General features: G+C 53.3%; 25 protein-coding genes and 1 tRNA gene. 16 read left to right on the top strand and 10 right to left on the bottom strand.

Annotated features, from left to right (window positions below):
- The first annotated feature begins 131 nt into the window (after positions 1-131).
- Positions 132-446: a hypothetical protein gene (locus ACYOR7_RS08290; protein WP_479913595.1), complete on the top strand. Its 315-nt coding sequence runs from the start codon at positions 132-134 to the stop codon at positions 444-446.
- Positions 436-813, top strand: coding sequence for a hypothetical protein (locus tag ACYOR7_RS08285; RefSeq protein ID WP_294804731.1), 378 nt, complete (start codon positions 436-438; stop codon positions 811-813). The genes ACYOR7_RS08290 and ACYOR7_RS08285 overlap by 11 nt, the downstream gene beginning before the upstream one ends.
- A gap of 58 nt (positions 814-871) precedes the next feature.
- On the opposite strand, the gene ACYOR7_RS08280 is transcribed toward ACYOR7_RS08285, so the two are convergent.
- The 4 genes from ACYOR7_RS08280 to ACYOR7_RS08265 all read right to left on the bottom strand — a co-directional run bounded on the left by ACYOR7_RS08280 (position 872) and on the right by ACYOR7_RS08265 (position 3,531).
- Positions 872-1,225, bottom strand: a complete 354-nt coding sequence (locus tag ACYOR7_RS08280; RefSeq protein ID WP_294804733.1) for a helix-turn-helix domain-containing protein — start codon at positions 1,223-1,225, stop codon at positions 872-874.
- 132 nt (positions 1,226-1,357) lie between these two features.
- Positions 1,358-1,999, bottom strand: a complete 642-nt coding sequence (gene pdxT, locus ACYOR7_RS08275) for a pyridoxal 5'-phosphate synthase glutaminase subunit PdxT (RefSeq protein ID WP_294804736.1) — start codon at positions 1,997-1,999, stop codon at positions 1,358-1,360.
- The gene (pdxS, locus tag ACYOR7_RS08270) at positions 1,996-2,970 is read right to left on the bottom strand and encodes a pyridoxal 5'-phosphate synthase lyase subunit PdxS (RefSeq protein ID WP_479913594.1); all 975 of its coding nucleotides are present in this window, start codon (positions 2,968-2,970) and stop codon (positions 1,996-1,998) included. The genes pdxT and pdxS overlap by 4 nt, the downstream gene beginning before the upstream one ends.
- A 54-nt stretch (positions 2,971-3,024) precedes the next feature.
- A complete protein-coding gene (locus ACYOR7_RS08265) occupies positions 3,025-3,531 on the bottom strand; it encodes a hypothetical protein (RefSeq protein ID WP_294804740.1) in 507 nt (168 codons plus the stop codon).
- A gap of 114 nt (positions 3,532-3,645) precedes the next feature.
- Between ACYOR7_RS08265 and ACYOR7_RS08260 the strand changes: the two genes are divergently transcribed.
- The 5 genes from ACYOR7_RS08260 to ACYOR7_RS08240 are packed head-to-tail and all read left to right on the top strand — an operon-like array spanning position 3,646 to position 9,346.
- A complete protein-coding gene (locus ACYOR7_RS08260) occupies positions 3,646-5,913 on the top strand; it encodes an aconitate hydratase (RefSeq protein WP_479914458.1) in 2,268 nt (755 codons plus the stop codon).
- A gap of 34 nt (positions 5,914-5,947) precedes the next feature.
- A complete protein-coding gene (locus ACYOR7_RS08255; protein ID WP_294804742.1) occupies positions 5,948-6,082 on the top strand; it encodes a hypothetical protein in 135 nt (44 codons plus the stop codon).
- 48 nt (positions 6,083-6,130) lie between these two features.
- Positions 6,131-8,077, top strand: a complete 1,947-nt coding sequence (locus ACYOR7_RS08250) for a 2-oxoacid:ferredoxin oxidoreductase subunit alpha (protein WP_294804744.1) — start codon at positions 6,131-6,133, stop codon at positions 8,075-8,077.
- The gene (locus tag ACYOR7_RS08245; RefSeq protein WP_294804746.1) at positions 8,067-9,044 is read left to right on the top strand and encodes a 2-oxoacid:ferredoxin oxidoreductase subunit beta; all 978 of its coding nucleotides are present in this window, start codon (positions 8,067-8,069) and stop codon (positions 9,042-9,044) included. Before ACYOR7_RS08250 ends, ACYOR7_RS08245 begins: the two co-directional genes overlap by 11 nt.
- 41 nt (positions 9,045-9,085) lie before the next feature.
- The gene (locus tag ACYOR7_RS08240) at positions 9,086-9,346 is read left to right on the top strand and encodes a ChaB family protein (RefSeq protein ID WP_294804748.1); all 261 of its coding nucleotides are present in this window, start codon (positions 9,086-9,088) and stop codon (positions 9,344-9,346) included.
- Positions 9,347-9,358: 12 nt separating this feature from the next.
- Here the strand turns inward: ACYOR7_RS08240 and ACYOR7_RS08235 are convergent.
- Positions 9,359-9,433: transfer RNA gene (locus ACYOR7_RS08235), tRNA-Arg, on the bottom strand.
- A gap of 77 nt (positions 9,434-9,510) precedes the next feature.
- Between ACYOR7_RS08235 and ACYOR7_RS08230 the strand changes: the two genes are divergently transcribed.
- On the top strand, positions 9,511-9,669 hold the full coding sequence (locus ACYOR7_RS08230) for a hypothetical protein (protein WP_158435257.1): 159 nt from the start codon (positions 9,511-9,513) through the stop codon (positions 9,667-9,669).
- A 7-nt stretch (positions 9,670-9,676) separates the two neighbouring features.
- On the top strand, positions 9,677-9,886 hold the full coding sequence (locus ACYOR7_RS08225) for a hypothetical protein (RefSeq protein WP_294804753.1): 210 nt from the start codon (positions 9,677-9,679) through the stop codon (positions 9,884-9,886).
- 1 nt (position 9,887) lies between these two features.
- Here the strand turns inward: ACYOR7_RS08225 and ACYOR7_RS08220 are convergent, their stop codons facing one another.
- A complete protein-coding gene (locus tag ACYOR7_RS08220) occupies positions 9,888-10,136 on the bottom strand; it encodes an Lrp/AsnC ligand binding domain-containing protein (RefSeq protein ID WP_294804755.1) in 249 nt (82 codons plus the stop codon).
- Between the two features lie 71 nt (positions 10,137-10,207).
- Entirely contained in the window at positions 10,208-10,375 is a 168-nt protein-coding gene (locus tag ACYOR7_RS08215) for a hypothetical protein (protein ID WP_294804757.1), read from the bottom strand.
- A 116-nt stretch (positions 10,376-10,491) separates the two neighbouring features.
- Here ACYOR7_RS08215 and ACYOR7_RS08210 point away from each other — a divergent pair, with 116 nt between their 5' ends.
- Positions 10,492-11,004 (top strand): cupredoxin domain-containing protein, encoded by a 513-nt coding sequence (locus tag ACYOR7_RS08210; RefSeq protein ID WP_479913593.1) that lies wholly within the window; start codon positions 10,492-10,494, stop codon positions 11,002-11,004.
- A gap of 81 nt (positions 11,005-11,085) precedes the next feature.
- Here the strand turns inward: ACYOR7_RS08210 and ACYOR7_RS08205 are convergent, their stop codons facing one another.
- On the bottom strand, positions 11,086-11,331 hold the full coding sequence (locus ACYOR7_RS08205) for an Lrp/AsnC family transcriptional regulator (protein WP_294804761.1): 246 nt from the start codon (positions 11,329-11,331) through the stop codon (positions 11,086-11,088).
- A 99-nt stretch (positions 11,332-11,430) separates the two neighbouring features.
- On the opposite strand from ACYOR7_RS08205, the gene ACYOR7_RS08200 reads away from it, so the two are divergent.
- The 5 genes from ACYOR7_RS08200 to ACYOR7_RS08180 all read left to right on the top strand — a co-directional run bounded on the left by ACYOR7_RS08200 (position 11,431) and on the right by ACYOR7_RS08180 (position 14,951).
- Positions 11,431-11,802: an integrase core domain-containing protein gene (locus ACYOR7_RS08200; protein WP_294804763.1), complete on the top strand. Its 372-nt coding sequence runs from the start codon at positions 11,431-11,433 to the stop codon at positions 11,800-11,802.
- Between the two features lie 71 nt (positions 11,803-11,873).
- Positions 11,874-12,647 carry a Fe-S cluster assembly ATPase SufC gene (gene sufC, locus ACYOR7_RS08195; protein WP_294804765.1) on the top strand — a complete coding sequence of 258 codons (774 nt, stop codon included), beginning with the start codon at positions 11,874-11,876 and terminating at the stop codon, positions 12,645-12,647.
- A gap of 46 nt (positions 12,648-12,693) precedes the next feature.
- Complete coding sequence (locus ACYOR7_RS08190; protein ID WP_294804767.1) at positions 12,694-13,410, top strand: chlorite dismutase family protein; 717 nt, start codon at positions 12,694-12,696, stop codon at positions 13,408-13,410.
- Between the two features lie 6 nt (positions 13,411-13,416).
- Positions 13,417-13,965 carry a DUF1802 family protein gene (locus ACYOR7_RS08185; RefSeq protein WP_294804769.1) on the top strand — a complete coding sequence of 183 codons (549 nt, stop codon included), beginning with the start codon at positions 13,417-13,419 and terminating at the stop codon, positions 13,963-13,965.
- Positions 13,965-14,951, top strand: coding sequence for an aldo/keto reductase (locus ACYOR7_RS08180; protein ID WP_479913592.1), 987 nt, complete (start codon positions 13,965-13,967; stop codon positions 14,949-14,951). Before ACYOR7_RS08185 ends, ACYOR7_RS08180 begins: the two co-directional genes overlap by 1 nt.
- Here the strand turns inward: ACYOR7_RS08180 and ahbA are convergent.
- Positions 14,948-15,946 (bottom strand): siroheme decarboxylase subunit alpha, encoded by a 999-nt coding sequence (gene ahbA, locus ACYOR7_RS08175; RefSeq protein WP_294804772.1) that lies wholly within the window; start codon positions 15,944-15,946, stop codon positions 14,948-14,950. The two genes, ACYOR7_RS08180 and ahbA, sit on opposite strands and share 4 nt — an antisense overlap.
- A 104-nt stretch (positions 15,947-16,050) precedes the next feature.
- On the opposite strand from ahbA, the gene ACYOR7_RS08170 reads away from it, so the two are divergent.
- The gene (locus tag ACYOR7_RS08170; protein ID WP_294804773.1) at positions 16,051-16,230 is read left to right on the top strand and encodes a hypothetical protein; all 180 of its coding nucleotides are present in this window, start codon (positions 16,051-16,053) and stop codon (positions 16,228-16,230) included.
- Positions 16,231-16,276: 46 nt separating this feature from the next.
- Here ACYOR7_RS08170 and ACYOR7_RS08165 read toward each other — a convergent pair whose 3' ends face one another.
- Complete coding sequence (locus ACYOR7_RS08165) at positions 16,277-16,558, bottom strand: winged helix-turn-helix domain-containing protein (protein ID WP_294804775.1); 282 nt, start codon at positions 16,556-16,558, stop codon at positions 16,277-16,279.
- Between the last annotated feature and the right edge of the window lie 24 nt (positions 16,559-16,582).

The raw sequence follows: 16,582 nt of genomic DNA, 5'->3' as shown, positions 1-16,582 counted from the left end.
AAAATTAGGGACAAAATCCTCCTGTGAATTTTAGCGCTGAAATTCATTTCTGGATATCGTGGATCTATTTTTATAATGTGTTTGTGAAACGTGTACGAAAGCAAAAAGAAGCTTGGTAGATGCCGGACAAATTGATTCAATCCGAATATTATTATCATCTGATTGATGCCGTCGCGTACTTTGCTTCGTCGGCAGTCCCGATCTACTTTCTGGCAAAATCGAGAAACAGTTCCGGCAACCCTCTAAGGACCGTGATGCTCATGCTTGCCGGCTTTGTCTTGATTCAGGGGACCTATCACCTGCTTGGCATGGCCGGAATGACCCTTTTGTCAAAGGGTGTTCTGGAGCCTTTATCTGCTGCAATAATGTTCTCTGCAGCCATAGCCTACCTGATCACTAGAAGGAAAATGACGAAACAAGAGAGAGTCGATCCTGTTGGACAATAGCCCCGCCATCAGTATGGGCGACGTTGATGCCACCGACCTGCTCTTCTCTGCAAGTATGCTCACGACGATCCTTTTCCTGTCGTCATTGGCTGTATTTGCTCTGGTTGCGATAAAGACCAAGAGCATCAAGAACTTTCAATCGCAAATAGCCGTGTTTGCTGGAGTTTATGCCCTTGGCGAAGTATTGGAATTGCACGGAATGCCGATGTTTGCAAACTTGCCAGCTGAAATTGGACCGCAACTGCACGTAGCGGCAACCGTTATACTGTCAACGATCTTGTGGGTCCGACTCTTCTCTGCAGGCAAGATCGTCAAAAAGCTGGTCGATAACAACGGCAATGGGGATATCCATCCCGCCGGCCAATAGTAGGCTCGTAAGATTTGAGGACGACAACAGTGATTTTGCCCCTCCCTCTCTGCTACTGCTAATCTATCGAGAAAAATTTTTCCATCATCTTTTTGATGACATCATAGTTTTGTTCCGCCTCTATTGAAATGTCGTCTTTCCTGTACTTGACGTCTATGGATTTTAACACCGTGTGCACGAGGCTGGATTTCTTTCCGTCAGGCGTAATCTCGATTTTTGAAACCGCAAGCAGTCCCTCGTCTAAAAGCCATTTGGTTTTTCTATAAGTAGTTGTGTAAGGGATATTTTTCTCCCTCATGATGTCATTGACCGACTTTGATACATCCATGACACAATCCAGAATCTTTACCATTTCTTCATCGCCTAGTGCCGTCAGAATTGCTTTTTTCGCCCTCTGGCTTGTGACTTTCATTTAATGGATTGCTCTCTTGCCTGATGCCTTTTGATAGGCAGAGATACTAATTAACCATCTTGCTTGACCTGGAGCAATAATCTTCCTCCCTAATTTCCACACGGCAATGTATGTGTATATGTATATCTTGTTTTACTTGCCGTTGCCCTTTGTATGAAAGTCAAGCGCCATCTTGACTATCTGCTTGTGCATCCTTGCGTCGCCTGCAAGCTCGGGGTGGAACGAGGTGCCGATGATGTTCTTTTGCCTCACCGCGACTATCTTGCCAGCGTGCCTTGCTATGACTTCGACATCCTTGCCGACCTCGCTTACCGCCGGCGCCCTGATAAAGACGCCCCTGAACGCGTCCTTGCCGAGCATGTCCATCTTTAGGTCAGTCTCAAAAGAGTCGTTCTGTCTGCCAAACGCATTGCGCTCTATTACGATGTCGAGGTTGCCAATCGTTTTCTGCTTGGTCTCGCCGATGACGCGGTCGTAGACCCTCTTTGACAGCATTATCATGCCCGCGCACGTGCCGAGCACCGGCATACCTTCCGCTATCCGCTTTTTCAGCGCCGGAAGCGAGTGCTGGATTGCCGCAAGCGAGCTCTGCACAGTGCTCTCTCCTCCCGGCAGTATCAGCGCGTCAATTTTCTCAATGTCCTCTGCATACCTTACTAATTGTATCTTGCCTTCGACCTTTAGCTCGTCGAGAGCCTGCCTTGTGGCAGCCACGTTTTCTTCGATGTCGCCTTGGAATCCAAGCACGCCTATGGTGACATTCTTGTTGCTCAAGCCGACTGTCCCCTTTCCTGCATACGTAGTTCTAGGTTCTTGGTGTCAAGGCCAAGCAGCGACTTTTTCTCGTCGACCATCTTTTGCGCCTCCCTGACTATTTTTGCGTCGTCATAGAATGTCGTTGCAAGCACGACTGCGCGTGCGCGCTGCGCCGGGTCTTCTGACTTGAATATGCCAGAGCCAACAAACACGCCGTCGCAGCCTAGGTTCATCAGAAACGCCGCGTCAGCCGGCGTCGTTATCCCGCCTGCCGCAAAGTTCACCACTGGAAGCCTGCCGAGCCTCGCCGTCTCTTCTACTATGGCAAACGACACCTTTAGCTCACGCGCGGCCTTCATCAGCTCCTGCTTGTCGTCGTCGAGGTAGTGCGACCTTATCCTGCGGATCTCGTTGTTCACCATGCGTATGTGGGTGACTGCCTCGGCGACGTTGCCGGTGCCCGGCTCGCCCTTTGTGCGTATCATTGCCGCGCCCTCTTCAATCCTGCGCAAGGCTTCTCCAAGGTTCTTGCCGCCGTTGACAAATGGCGTCGTGAAATCCCACTTCCAGATGTGGCGTTCCTCGTCAGCCGGCGTCAGCACCTCGCTTTCGTCTATCATGTCCACGCCCGTGACTTCGAGCACCTTTGCCTCGTCGATGTGGCCTATCCTGCACTTGGCCATTATCGGGATGGTGGCTGCATCCATTATCTCCTCTATTACCTTGATGCTTGCCGTCCTTGCGACGCCTCCTGCCTTTCTCACGTCGTACGGCAGCTTGTCCAGCACCATCACCGCGACTGCGCCGGCCTCTTCAGCTATCTGCGCCTGCTCGACGCTGGTCACGTCCATGACTACGCCGTGCTTTTGCATGTGCGCAAAGCCGCGCTTTAGAAGGGTGGTGCCGCGAACCGTCTTGGCGTTTTCGTTTGCATCAACCACTTTGATGCCCTTTGCTCCCGGTTCGCTTGCGACAAGCGAAATTGTCATTACGACTGCAATTCGCTAAAATGCGTTATATAGATATTGTTTTAGCTAGCAAGTCTACGTCTTGCTTGCGATTATGCCGTCAAGCTGGTTGCCGACGTTTGTTATTAACGGCGGAATCGTGCCGTCGTACGCTGCCGGCTCTACCCAGTTTACCGTCTTTTGTCTGTCCGGAGTCTTTATTGAAAGGGTGTAGCTGGCAAAGTCGCTTGCGTTCTGCGACTGCGGGTAGTCGGTGTTTGGTATGTCCATAAAGCCGGTTTCAAGCACCAGCCCCTTTATGCGGGCAAGCTCGTCCCTGCTGAGCGAAAACTGCTGCGGCACTGGCAGGTTCTTTTGGCGCGGGTCCGTCTTTGTGTACGTGGCAGAGCCGTCCTTGTCTATCGTCAGCGTTTCAAGCTGCGTGGTGACAAGCAGGCCCCCTCCAGTCTTTGTCAGGTGCTGCCTGTTGTACTCGATGGTGACGTCTTGCGATGCCGGCTGCTGGCTGACGCTTGGCAATGCAATAAGCACCGCCATCACTATGACGATGCCTGCGATGACAAAGACAAACTTGTTGACCAACTGCTGTTGCTGCTTTTCAAAGCAAGCTGGCCATGTATTAAACAATGTGCCGATGGCGACGCAAAAGAGATATAGCCAAAATTGCCGGTTTTCTATTGACCTTATTTGTCAGCAGTGAAAATAGAGACGACGGCGGAGCTCGTAGGCCGCGTGTACGCCAAGCTTGAAGCAAATATTGCTAAATTCCGCAAAATAGTCGGCGGCAGGCCGCTCACGCTTGCCGAGAAAATCCTCGTGGGCCATCTTGACGGCAATGATGTTTACGCCCCGGAAAGGGGCAAGAGCTATGTTTTCCTCAACCCTGACAGGGTCGCGCTGCAGGATGTCACCGGCCAGATGACTATTCTCCAGTTTGCGCAGGCAGGATTGAAAAGGGTGAAACTTCCAACCACCGTCCACTGCGACCACCTCATCCAGGCCAAGGTCGACAGCGCCACTGACACGAGGTTTGCAATCGTCCAGAACAACGAAGTGTACCAGTTCCTTGAATCCGCCTGCAGGAAATACGGCATCGGATTCTGGAAGCCGGGCGCCGGCATCATCCATCAGGTCATGTTAGAGAATTATGCGTTTCCCGGCGGCCTCATGATAGGGACCGACTCGCACACGCCAAACGCCGGCGGCCTCGGCATGGTGGCAATAGGGGTCGGCGGCCTCGACGCGGCTGAGGTCATGGCAGGGATGCCGTGGGAGCTTCTCTATCCAAAACGCATAGGCGTGTACCTGAAAGGCGAGCTGAACGGATGGGCCGCGCCAAAGGACATCATACTTTATGTCGCGTCAAAGCTGACAGTGTCGGGAGGCACGAACGCGATAATCGAGTATTTCGGGCCAGGCGCAAAATCGATCAGCTGCACAGGCAAGGCAACGATAACCAACATGGGGGCAGAGATAGGAGCCACTTGCTCGGTGTTTGCGTACGACGAGCGCATGGAGACGTACCTGCGCGCGACAAACCGGGGCGCCATAGCAGACCTTGCAAACAAGCACAAGGCATTGTTGACCGAAGACCCGGAGGTCGAAAAAGAGCCGGCAAAATACTTTGATCAGGTGATAGAGATAGACTTGTCGAGACTAGAGCCTCACATCGTCGGCCCGCACACGCCCGACCTTGCAAGGCCAGTATCCCAGATGGCGCAGGACGTGAAAAAGAACAACTACCTCGACAGCATCTCTGTCGCCCTCATCGGAAGCTGCACCAACTCTTCGTACGAGGACATGTCACGTGCCGCCGACATTGCCAGGCAGGCCAAGGCACACGGGCTAAAGACTCCCATTTCGCTCCAGGTGACGCCCGGCTCGGAGATGATCCGCGCGACGATAGAGCGCGACGGCCAGATGAAGATATTGCAGGAGATTGGCGCCAACGTGCTTGCAAACGCCTGCGGCCCGTGCATCGGCCAGTGGAGCAGGCCGGAGCTGAAAAAGGGTGAGCCAAACACAATCGTCACTTCGTACAACCGCAATTTCCCCGGCAGAAACGACGGCAGGCGGGAGACAATGAACTTTATCGGCAGTCCCGAGCTTGTGATCGCGCTTGCGCTTGCAGGCAGGCTGTCCTTCAACCCGTTGACCGATGAATTGACGGCGCCCGACGGCACGAAATTCAGGCTGCAGCCGCCTGGGCAGGCCCCTGAGGTTCCAAAGGCCGGCTTTCAGGATGCAAAAGACGTGTACGTGGCGCCGGCGCAGGACTCTGACAGCGTGCAGGTGGTCATAGACCCAAACAGCGACAGACTGCAGCAGCTCGCGCCGTTTGCGCCGTGGGACGCCAGGGACTTTGAAAAGCTGCCGGTGCTTGCCAAGACAAAGGGCAAGACCACCACCGATCACATATCGCCTGCGGGCGCCTGGCTCATGTACCGCGGGCACCTTGACAGGATAAGCGACAACCTCCTACTTGGAGCGGTCAACGCCTACAACAATCAGGTCGGAAGCGGCAAGAACCAATTGAACGGGCAGGTAGAGTCGTTCCCGCACGTTGCCCGCGAGTACAAGGCAAGGGGGATAAAGTGGATAATCGTCGGCGACGGCAACTATGGCGAGGGCTCTAGCAGGGAGCACGCGGCCATGACTCCGCGCTACCTGAACTGCGCCGCTGTCATTGCAAGGTCGTTTGCGAGGATACACGAGACCAACCTGAAAAAGCAGGGCGTCCTTGCACTCACGTTTGCAAACCCTGCCGACTATGACAGGATACTGGAAGACGACCGGCTGAGCATCGTCGGACTGAAGGACATGCAGGCAGGAAAACCTCTGAAATGCGTCATCACACATGCCGACGGCAGGACGGACGAGATAGAGCTAAAGCACTCGTACAATTCCGCCCAGATAGAGTGGTTCAGGGCCGGCTCTGCGCTCAACTTGATGCGGTCGAAATAAAAAGTATAATAACTTTGGACACGTTGAGGCAGTAGTGACGGCAAGCGAGGAAGTTGCCATGTGCGACAACTGCGGCAACCCCATCGAATCATGCATGTGCGTGTGCCCGTACTGCGGCAAAAAAGACGCCTGCGAGTGCTGCCTTTTAGACGCCGCAACGGGCGGATAAAAAGACCTGTAAACCATTAAAAGCAAGCACTGGAAAGATTTTCATGTAATGAAAGTAAACTCGCTCAGCTGGGTAATCGGCGGCGCCCAGGGAAGCGGCGTCGACTCTGCGGCAAACATTTTCTCTCGCGCCTGCGCGGTGGGCGGCCTCCACGTGTTTGGCAAGCGGGAATACTACTCCAACATCAAGGGCGAGCACAGCTACTTTACGGTGCGCGTGGCAGAAAAGCGCATCAGGTCGCCGGTGGACGAGATAAACGTGCTGGTGTCGTTTGACGCCGAGACAGTTTTCCGCCACTTTGACGAGGTTACGCCGGGAGGCGCGATATTCTACGATTCAGACGCCATTGCGACCAAGCTGAGCGAGGTTCCGACGGTTGACGATTACGCCGCGGCGCGAATCCAGAACACTCTTGAAAAGGCCGGCTTGGAGCCGACCGTGCAGGGCGCGCTGGAACACGCAAAAAGACGCGGTGTCACGCTTTATCCACTGCCTTACTTCCAGCTGCTGGAGGATTTTGCGCAGAAAATGAAGGACCCGTCTCTGAGCAAGCTTGCAAGGATGACAAACGTGATGGCCCTTGCCGCGTCGATGGCGCTCTTGGAGTTTGACAGCGAGATCCTCGCAAGGGGGATAAGGCACATCTTTCACGCCAAAGAGCGCGTGGCAGAGCTCAACGTCAAGGCTGCAAACCACATTTACGAGTACGCCAAGACCAAGTTTGCAAGGGACGGCTTTGACTACCGGCTGGCGACAAGGGCGCCGGAGCCGGGCATAATTGCCGTGCAGGGCAGCCAGTCGTCTGCCTTGGGCAAGATGGTGGCAGGCTGCCGGTTCCAGACCTACTATCCTATCACCCCAGCGTCGGACGACAGCGAGTTTCTCGAATCAAACGAGGTCCTCGAACTCTACGATTCGGGCAAGAAAGGCTCTACTGTGGTGGTCCAGACAGAGGATGAGATAGCCGCAATCACGATGGCCATAGGAGGCGCGCTTGCGGGCGCAAGGTCCGCGACTGCGACCTCTGGTCCCGGATTTTCGCTGATGGCAGAGGCGATGGGCTGGGCCGGCATCAACGAAGTGCCAGTCGTAGTTTCGCTGTACCAGCGCGCAGGGCCGTCCACAGGCCTTCCCACGAGGCACGAGCAGGGCGACCTGCACTTTGCAATCCACGCCGGCCACGGCGAGTTTCCAAGGATTGTCCTTGCGTCCGGCGACATCGAGGAGAGCTTTTACGACACGGTAAAAGCGTTCAACTATGCAGAAAAGTACCAGGTGCCAGTCATACACATGCTGGACAAGGCCATAGCAAACAGCCTCACCACCTGCCCCGTCTTTGACCCTGCCCGGGTAAAGATAGAGAGGGGCGCAATAGCGACTCGGATAACCGACGCAGACAAGGGGACTGCCGGCAATTATCTGCGCTTCAAGCTTTCAGACGATCCTATTAGCCCTAGGATTCCGCTTGGCACAGAAGGCGCGATTTTCTGGAACACGGGCGACGAGCACACCGAGGAGGGCCACATCACCGAGGACCCAGAGGTGCGCAACAGGATGATGGAAAAGAGGATGGGCAAGATGGAACTTGCACTGGAAGAGATACCTGACGAGGACAAGGCCGCGGTGTACGGCGACAAAGATGCAGAAATAGCGATAATCGGCTGGGGCTCGACAAAGGGCGTGGTGCTCGACGCGATGGAAAAGCTGGCACAAGAAGGGATTAGGACAAAGTTCGTGCAGGTGCGCCTCCTAAACCCGTTCCCCGCGGATCTGGTAAAATCGCTAATAGGGGGCGCAAAGGTGATTGTCGACATCGAGATGAACTATACGTCGCAGCTGGCAGCTCTCGTACGGCAGCACACCGGCATAGAACCCGACAATTTAGTGGTGAAGTACAACGGCCGACCGATGTCACTTGAGGAAGTTTATAACGCCGTAAAGAGAATACAGAGCGGCAAGGCTCCAAAGAGACAGGTGTTGAAAAATGGCACTTAAACTGGCAGACTACAAGACAGACGTACACAACGACTGGTGCCCGGGTTGCGGCGACTTTGGCATACTGAACGCCATCCAGATGGCACTTGCAGACATGCAGATACCTCCGCACAAGGCAACGATATTCTCCGGCGTGGGTTGCTCGGGCAAGACGCCGCACTTTATCCGGACGTACGGCATACACACACTGCACGGAAGGGTGATGCCGTTTGCGCAGGGCGCAAAACTGTCAAACCCCGACCTTGAGGTCATAGCAGTGGGAGGCGACGGCGACGGGCTTGGCATCGGCGCAGGGCATTTCGTGAGCGCCGGCAGGCGCAACGTGGACATGACCTACATCATATTCAACAACGCCGTCTATGGGCTGACAAAGGGGCAAGCGTCGCCGACTCTGAAACTTGGGATGAAGACCAAGTCACTGCCGCAGCCAAACGTCAACAACTCTGTAAATCCGATAGCGCTTGCGCTTGTCGCCGGCTTTACATTCATCGCGCGAGGCTACTCGTACGACGTGCGCCACCTGAAGGATATCATCAAGAAAGCGGTGGAGCACAAGGGGCTTGCGTTTGTGGACGTGCTGCAGCCATGCCCGACGTACAACGACATCAACACCAAGGAATGGTTCTCTGGTAGCAGCAACATCGATCCTGTGACAAAGAAAGTGATGCCGCGCATCTACAAGCTGGAAGAAACTGGCTATGACGGCATTGTCCACGACCCTGCAGAGATAAACGAAAAGATGGGCAAGGTGATTGAAAAGTCAAACGAGTGGGGCGACAAGATTCCGATTGGCGTGTTCTACCAGAACGAGCACATCCCCACCTTTCAGGAGCGCATCAGCGCAAGGATACCAAACTACCTGGAGAGCCCGCCGGCAAAGCAAGAGATAGCAGACTTATCTGGAAAAACGATGACGAACATTGAAAAACTGCTTGACGACTACAGGCTGGACAGGGAAAACTTCTAGCCCAAAGAACCTCTTTAATATTATTTTTCGCTAGTGTACCCATGCCAAGAGGCAAACTGTCAGAGAGGACGAAAAAGCAGATAGACACTCTCCCGGAAAAAGCCCAGCGCACTTTTAAAAAGGCGCACGAAAGCGCCCTGAAGGAATACAAAGACCCGGACAAGAGGCGCAAGAAAAGCGACACGCCGGAAAAAATCGCGCACAAGGTCGCGTGGAACGCGGTCAAGAAAAAGTACAAGAAGAGCGGCGACAAGTGGGTAAGCAAGAGCAGCAGCCATAGCAAAAAGACATCAAAGAAGTAGTAAAATAACAAGCGGGCCCGGAGGGCTTCGATCCCACGGCCTGCGGTTCCGAAGACCGCCGCGATATCCTGACTACGCTACGGGCCCTGGCTGCCATGGCAGCATACCCTCTATATCACAATTCTGATCGAAACGGTAATGAATCCGGCGGCGCCAACAGTGTAATGGCATTGCTCGGATTGCGCCAGCTGTTCTGCGACCACGAAGAGTCGTTTGCATACCGGAAATACGACGACTTTGACTTTGTGGAATACTGCCGCTGCCGGCGCTGCGGCAAGGTGCTAAAGTCGTTCAAGGGCTTTGACGAGGACGTGAGGGGATAGCCAGTTAATGAACCGCTACCTTGCAGCTCTATTGGTAATCTGGTGGTCCGGGGCCGCAGTCGCTACCATCGCCCTGTTCATTCCCATATACAACAACTATGTTGTAGTAGGTGCCATCGGATGGGGGATAGTAGTAGTATGCACGTTTCTGATATTCTTTGAAATGAAAAGGGTAAAGGCAGATGACAAAAAGAAGGAAAACCTAAAGAGCGGCTAGATTAGCCTTTTCCGCCCTGCTCTTCGATTACCACGAGGGTCACGGTCGACGTGATGCCTGCAATCTTGCGTATTTTGTTTGTGATCACGTGGTTCATCGACTCTGTGTTGTCGGACTTGACCTTCACAAAGATGTCGTGAACGCCGTACGTGCCCCTGACTTCCTTTACGTCTGGCAGCTTGGAGATCTCGTTTATGATCTTTTCCTCGGAGCCGAGAGTGCAGTTCACGAGTATGTATCCAGTTGGCATATACCTGAGAAAGAGCGGAATTTAGTATTTAGCCTTTCCTGCCCTATGGCTTTCAGAGGTTCCGAAAAGTTCTATTTTTTCGTGATGCCCCGCCTGTCCGGCTCGATATAGTGCTCCAGCAGTTTCTGGCTGTAACACGCACCGCAGATAAAGCCCGAGACGTTCCATCCGTCCATCGGCCTGTACCTGAACGTGAGGTCGGTGCCGCATGCGGCGCATTTGCCAGCGCTCTTGGCCATGTTGTTGGTGGCGTGTATAGGACGGCGGAATAAAAGTCATTCCAAACCCCGATTGCAATAAAGTGCAAGAGATTCCAAAGGGAATTAATATAGGTACATCTCAAGTAGCGAACGAAATGGCAAAACCCGGAGCAGTCGCTTTTCCCGTTTTGCTCGTCCTCGGTGCTATAACCGGTTACTTGTCGTACCAATGGATGATAGTCGAGGCGGTTCCAAAGCCCGGCAACTTTAGCGATTCGCCGTACTACAAACCACTTTCCGCAGCATCAACAGAACAAAAGAACAGCACTGCAGCTTCTGGACCAGTCGACGAGTCCAAGTTCTCCAACATTGTCACGATCTCAATCCCTGCGGGCGCGTCGGTGCAGGGCCAGCCGTCCTATGACCCTGCTTCATCGCAACCTGTCCCGAAAGACGCGCTGATAAAGTGGGTCAACCACGACAACGTGCAGCACACTGCAACTAGCGGCCAGAGCTTTAGCGATGCAGACTATGGCAAGCTGTTTGACTCTAGCTTTTTGGAACCCGGCAAGGAGTTTAGCATCCCGGCGGAAAAAGTGGGAACAGGCCAGCACGTCTATTTCTGTCAGGTCCACCCGTTCATGACAGGCACTGTAACGGTACAGTGACCTCTCTTCTTCTTTTCTCTTGATATTATTCTTGTAATAATATAATAGCCTGAACGTCGCTGACGAAACGCTGAAAACTATCTAGTCTGCCGACTGGTCGTTTCCGTACACTATGCTCGTGATGGCCGCCCCGACGCCCGTGACTTTTCTTATGTTCCTGATGATGTCCCGAAGTTCGGATTCCGTGTCGGCCTTGACCTTTAGTATAATGTCATACGCGCCGCTGGTTTCGTGGGACTCGACCACTCCTCTGACCTTTTTTACGCTCTTCTCTGCTGCGCTTCCCTTGTCTACGTCGCAGTTTACAAAAATGAATGCGAGAGTCATTGCATTCTCAGCTAGAGAGTATATTATTAAACAGTTTCCAAATTTGTTTCGCGTTGATTGTGATGGAACATTTTTCAGTAGAAAAAGTGGCAAAAACATATGATAACTATACAAATTATCTGTACTCGCAAAAGATCATATCTAGTTGTCAAGCTGGCGTTTGAGGACAAGAAAGTACCTGAGCACATCAAGAACTGCGGCGTACGCAAGCGCGAGAACAACAACCGCATAGAGTGTATGAACGGTACTCTGAGGGAGCGCGTAAAGGTGCAGCGCGGTTGGAAGTCGTACGAAACCCCATTGTCAGAGGGACAGCGGATTGCGTACAACTTTGTCAAGCCACACATGGCTCTGGAAGGGCAGACACCCGCGCAAGTAGCAGGGCTAGATGTCAAAGGATGGAAGGAACTGCTAAAAGGTGCATTGACAACAACCGCTGCCGAACAACCAAAGGAAACAACCAGAGGGTGAACAGAACCTGCGATTGAAATATAACGCCGTTAAGTCTAAATACCTTATAAAGGAGAGCTGAAACTGAAAAAATGGCATTTCTCGAAATAAAGGATTTGCACGTTAGCATTGACGGTAAACAGATTCTCGACGGCCTGAACCTCAACATCGACAAGGGCGAGGTCCATGCAATCATGGGCCCAAACGGCTCTGGCAAGAGCACGCTTGCAAACGCCATCTTGGGCCACCCCAAGTACACCCTCGACTCAGGCGAGATAAGAGTCAAGGGCGAACTGATAAACGACCTTTCCACTGACCTTAGGGCAAGAAAGGGCCTCTTTCTCGGGTTCCAGTATCCCACCGAGATTTCAGGCGTCGGCTATAGCCACTTTCTGCGAAACGCCTACAACCAACTGAACAAGTCGCTTGGCGAGGAGCAGAACCGCGAGGTATTCCTCACGGTGCGCGAGTTCCACGAGTACGTGAAGAGGAACCTTGACGCAGTTGGCCTTGACCCATCGTTCCTCGGCCGGTATCTGAATGAAGGATTCTCGGGAGGCGAGAAAAAACGCTCGGAGGTCATGCAGATGCTGGTGCTAAAGCCAAACATTGCAATACTGGATGAGCCGGACTCGGGGCTTGACATCGACGCGGTCAAGGCAGTCGCCGAGGCGATAAACAAGCTGATAGACACCGGCGCCGGCGTGCTTGTCATCACACACTATGCGAGGATTCTACGCTACATGAAAAAGCTCGACCAAGTGCACGTGGTGGCCAAGGGCAAGGTCATAAAGTCGGGCGGAAAAGAGCTGTCCGAGGAGCTTGAAGCCAAGGGCTACAGCTGGCTTGGCCTTGAGGACAAATAAGCAGCTTTGTTTTAAATAAGGCAGGGCCGACAGTTATTTTTGAAAATTGTCGGCAGAAAACAATAATCCTCCTCAACCATCACAGCAACAACAACCGACAACAACGTATTATCTCAATTTCACTTTCTTCAAGGTAGACCCCAAGTGGCGCTGGCTAAACGAGATAGGCAAGGACGAGGCCGCAAAGGAATTTGCAAGCCTCATCGAAGTCGCAAACACAAAGATGAAGGTGCGCACCTACTCTACTGTCGGCCTGCGGGAAGACGCGGACCTTATGGTCTGGATGGTCTCTGACACTATCGAAAAGACCCAGGTGCTTGCGTCGAAAATCTATACCACCGTGTTTGGCAAGTACGTGACGCCGTCGTACGTCTTTATGTCGTCGAGCCGGCCGTCCGTGTACGCAAGCAAGGTGACGCCGGGGTTCATGACAGACGAGCAGCCGCTAAAGTACATCATCGTCTATCCGTTTGTAAAGTCGAGGGAGTGGTATCTATTGCCGTTTGAAGAGCGAAAGAAGATGATGGAGGAGCACATCGCAGTGGGCCGCAAGTTCCCGCAGGTGCGCCTCAATACCACCTATTCATTTGGAATCGACGACCAGGATTTCATGCTCGCATTTGAGACGCAGGACCTGCCCGCGTTTCAAGAACTGATAATGCAGCTGCGCGAGACGCAGGTCAGCCGGTACATTGTCCGCGACACGCCGATGATAGTGTGCGTGCACAAAAAGCCGGAAGACATTCTCAAGAGTCTCGGGTGATTCTGGATGCAGGCGCTAAAAGAGTGGGCAGTGGTTTGCAAGGCTTTGCAGGAAGGCAGGCAGGCGGTGCTTTTGCGCAAGGGAGGCATCTTGGAGTTCAGGCAGGGCTTTGAGGTCAAGCACGAGAGGTTCATGCTGTTCCCTACGTACGAGCACCAGGCAAGAGAGCACCTGCAGCCGGATTACGCCGGCAGGCTGGACGGCGTGCTCAGGGAGCAGCCGCCGGCTGGGGCAAACCTGCTGACCGGCTATGCAGAGGCGAAAATGGTCAAGGAAGTAAATGACGTTTCTGTCCTGAAAAAGCTAGAGAAATACCATATATGGAACGAAAGCTATGTTAATGCACGAATGGCGTACAACCCAAAAAAGCCAATGAGCGTGATACTGCTACGGGTATACAACCTCTCAAGCCCGATTACCGTAAGTACAAAGGAAGAGTGGGCCGGCTGCAAGTCCTGGATACCAGTCGACCTTGAAGCGACTGGCAGGCCCGCAGTCGACGACGCGGCGTTTGGCAGGATTTCCGATGAAGTGGCGGAGGTGCTGGCATCATAATGAAATACAGAAGGCTAGGCAAGAGCGACATCAAGGTAAGCGAGATTGGCTTTGGCGCGTGGACAATCGGCCTTGACTGGTGGGGCAAGAAGATCGACGACGCAGAAGCTATTCGGATGTTGAAAAAGGCGTACGACGTCGGCATTAATTTCTTTGAAACAGCGGACATGTACGGCAAGGGCAAGAGCGAAAGGCTGATGGGAGAAGCCTTTAAGGACATGCGCGACGAAGTCGTTTATTCTACAAAATGGGGCTATGACCTGTACGGCGCAGAGCAGATCGGCCACCAGGAGCTTCCGCAGAAACACGACCCGGAATTCCTGCAAGTCGCGCTCAAAAAGAGCCTAGAGCGCCTGCAGACAGACTATGTTGATGTCTATAGCTTGCACAACCCCAAGATGGACGCAATCCAGAACGACGAGCTGTTCGCGTCTCTGGACGGCCTCGTGAAAGAGGGTACGATAAAGAGCCACGGAGTGGCGCTCGGCCCGGCAATCGGCTGGCGAGACGAGGGGCTGTTCTCGATAACAAACCGCAACATTACCTGCGTGCAGACCGTCTACAACGTCTTGGAGCAGGACCCCGGCCGCGACCTGATGAAGGCAGCAGCGCAGAGCGACGTCGGCATAATGGTGCGCGTCCCTGACGCTTCCGGCCTGCTGACGGGCAAGGTGACTGCCGACACGAAATTTGACAAGAACGACCACCGCAGCTTCCGCAAGCAAGAGTTCATCAAGGAGGCCATGCAAAAAATAGACAACATGAAGCCGCTTGCAAGCGGCAGGGGCTGGAACATAACAGAACTGGCGATAAAGTTCATCCTGTCGCAGCCGCAGGTCTCTGTCGTCCTGCCAACCATGATAAGCACCGAGGAGATAGAGATGTTTGCCGCGATATCTGACGGCAAGTACCTGTCTACCTCCGAAGCCGCGCAGCTGGAAGAGATGTACGAAAAGAACTTTTACGTCAAGCCGGTTGCGAGCTAGACAAAGTACTTGACCCGCTCTTTTTTGAATTCGCGGGAGCTAAAGAGGATCTTGTAGTCGCTCACTCCAATCTGCCCCGACATCTCGACTGCCATTTTTTCTGCAGCTTCAAGCGACCTTGCGTGCACCATCGAAAACACGTTGTACTTCCAATCGGGGTACACGGGCCTCCGGTAGCAGTGGCTCACCTGCGGAAACGCCGCTAGCTTGAACCCTACGTCGTCCACCCTGTCCTCCGGCACGTTCCACACTACCATCCCGTTTGCGACAAAGCCTGCGTCGCGGTGGCGCAGTATCGCGGCAAACCTGCGCATCAGGCCGATCTTTTCGTATTCTCTTGCCTTTGCAAACAATTCTGCGGTCGTGATTCCGAGGTTCTGCGCCATTTCCTTGAAAGGCTCTCTTGTCACCGGCAGGTCCTTCTGTAACTCGCGGACAAACTCTTTGTCCCGCTCGGTTATCTCTAGCCTGTCTGGGTTCAACTCCTTGACCTCTTCTGTGGGCTTGGGTTTTTCTGCGTCCTCGTTTACCATGTCCAGTTTCACGCCTATCTTGTACATCTTTAACGTCGGAAGTAACCGGTATTTCACGACGCCGTCAAGCGCAGACATCCTGTCCAGCTCGTCTTTCATGTCCGAGTCGGGCGGGACTGCAAGCGTGAACCACATGTTGTACTCGTGGTTGCGCTCGTAATTGTGGCTGACTCCTGGGTGCTCGTTTATTTTTTCAGCCACCGCGTCAAGTTTCTCTGGCGCGACTGCAAACGCGATCAGCGCGCTCTTGTACCCTAGGCGCCTCGTGTCGAAAATGGCGTTTATCTGCCGTATGAGGCCGGCGCCCTTTAGCCCGCTTATCCTGCGCATGACTTCGTCCTCGGAGATGCCATAGTTCTTGGCAATCTCTAGATATGGCCTGTCTGCGAGCGGGAAAACCCACTGGATGTCGTTCAGCAACTTTTTGTCCATTTCGTCGAGCTGCTGGTGGTTTGCTTGCATGATAAAACGGCCGGGAATAGCCGTTTATCCATTAAAAACCTACCTGTATGTGTGTGTGGCGCATAGTCTAAATACCAATTGCGCGTCTTTTTGGGTGTCCAAATATGGGCGTCATAACGATGCAGCTTGTGTGCGACACCTGCAAGAAGGTTATTTTGGAAAAGGAAGGCGAGGAGCACTTGATGAATGAGCGCTTTCCTATAACTGGCGAGGAGGCAAAAAAGCTCGACACGGAGCACCGCGGCCACGAATGCCACATTGAAGCAGTCGAAAAGCCTCAGTAGTAGTGGATATAACGCCATGCGCATTGTTTTGCAAAACTGAACTAGATTAGAGGTTCAAGCCAAACGAGTTTGCCATTTCTGCAAACTGGTTGTACCTGTGAAGGTACTCCTTGCCCTGTGGGGTGATTACGTATATCCTCTGCCCTTCCAGCAGCTGCTCCTGTATGAGGCCGGCCTGTACTAGCCTGCCTGCGACAGCAGCCAGCCTCCCGTAAGAGAGGTTGGCCTTTCTCAGAAGCGACGTGAGGTTGACCCCGCCAAGGCCGTGTTCTTCGGTAATCTGGAGCACATCACCCAGTATCTTGACACTGTTGCGGTAAGGCGCCATTGAGGGATGAGGTATGAAACACCA

The organism is Candidatus Nitrososphaera sp. 86-2 (assembly GCF_056726185.1).
The sequence above is the reverse complement of the archived record's forward strand: the minus strand, read 5'-3'. Positions and strand labels throughout refer to the sequence as shown.

What these genes read in the sequence shown, in the direction of transcription:
- ACYOR7_RS08280 (WP_294804733.1), bottom strand. Translation starts at nt 1,225, where the DNA reads ATGAAAGTCACAAGCCAGAGGGCGAAAAAAGCAATTCTGACGGCACTA.
- pdxS (WP_479913594.1), bottom strand. Translation starts at nt 2,970, where the DNA reads ATGACAATTTCGCTTGTCGCAAGCGAACCGGGAGCAAAGGGCATCAAA.
- ACYOR7_RS08250 (WP_294804744.1), top strand. Translation starts at nt 6,131, where the DNA reads ATGAAAGTAAACTCGCTCAGCTGGGTAATCGGCGGCGCCCAGGGAAGC.
- ACYOR7_RS08245 (WP_294804746.1), top strand. Translation starts at nt 8,067, where the DNA reads ATGGCACTTAAACTGGCAGACTACAAGACAGACGTACACAACGACTGG.
- ACYOR7_RS08240 (WP_294804748.1), top strand. Translation starts at nt 9,086, where the DNA reads ATGCCAAGAGGCAAACTGTCAGAGAGGACGAAAAAGCAGATAGACACT.
- ACYOR7_RS08230 (WP_158435257.1), top strand. Translation starts at nt 9,511, where the DNA reads ATGGCATTGCTCGGATTGCGCCAGCTGTTCTGCGACCACGAAGAGTCG.
- ACYOR7_RS08225 (WP_294804753.1), top strand. Translation starts at nt 9,677, where the DNA reads ATGAACCGCTACCTTGCAGCTCTATTGGTAATCTGGTGGTCCGGGGCC.
- ACYOR7_RS08220 (WP_294804755.1), bottom strand. Translation starts at nt 10,136, where the DNA reads ATGCCAACTGGATACATACTCGTGAACTGCACTCTCGGCTCCGAGGAA.
- ACYOR7_RS08215 (WP_294804757.1), bottom strand. Translation starts at nt 10,375, where the DNA reads ATGGCCAAGAGCGCTGGCAAATGCGCCGCATGCGGCACCGACCTCACG.
- ACYOR7_RS08210 (WP_479913593.1), top strand. Translation starts at nt 10,492, where the DNA reads ATGGCAAAACCCGGAGCAGTCGCTTTTCCCGTTTTGCTCGTCCTCGGT.
- ACYOR7_RS08205 (WP_294804761.1), bottom strand. Translation starts at nt 11,331, where the DNA reads ATGACTCTCGCATTCATTTTTGTAAACTGCGACGTAGACAAGGGAAGC.
- ACYOR7_RS08200 (WP_294804763.1), top strand. Translation starts at nt 11,431, where the DNA reads ATGATAACTATACAAATTATCTGTACTCGCAAAAGATCATATCTAGTT.
- sufC (WP_294804765.1), top strand. Translation starts at nt 11,874, where the DNA reads ATGGCATTTCTCGAAATAAAGGATTTGCACGTTAGCATTGACGGTAAA.
- ACYOR7_RS08185 (WP_294804769.1), top strand. Translation starts at nt 13,417, where the DNA reads ATGCAGGCGCTAAAAGAGTGGGCAGTGGTTTGCAAGGCTTTGCAGGAA.
- ACYOR7_RS08180 (WP_479913592.1), top strand. Translation starts at nt 13,965, where the DNA reads ATGAAATACAGAAGGCTAGGCAAGAGCGACATCAAGGTAAGCGAGATT.
- ahbA (WP_294804772.1), bottom strand. Translation starts at nt 15,946, where the DNA reads ATGCAAGCAAACCACCAGCAGCTCGACGAAATGGACAAAAAGTTGCTG.
- ACYOR7_RS08170 (WP_294804773.1), top strand. Translation starts at nt 16,051, where the DNA reads ATGGGCGTCATAACGATGCAGCTTGTGTGCGACACCTGCAAGAAGGTT.
- ACYOR7_RS08165 (WP_294804775.1), bottom strand. Translation starts at nt 16,558, where the DNA reads ATGGCGCCTTACCGCAACAGTGTCAAGATACTGGGTGATGTGCTCCAG.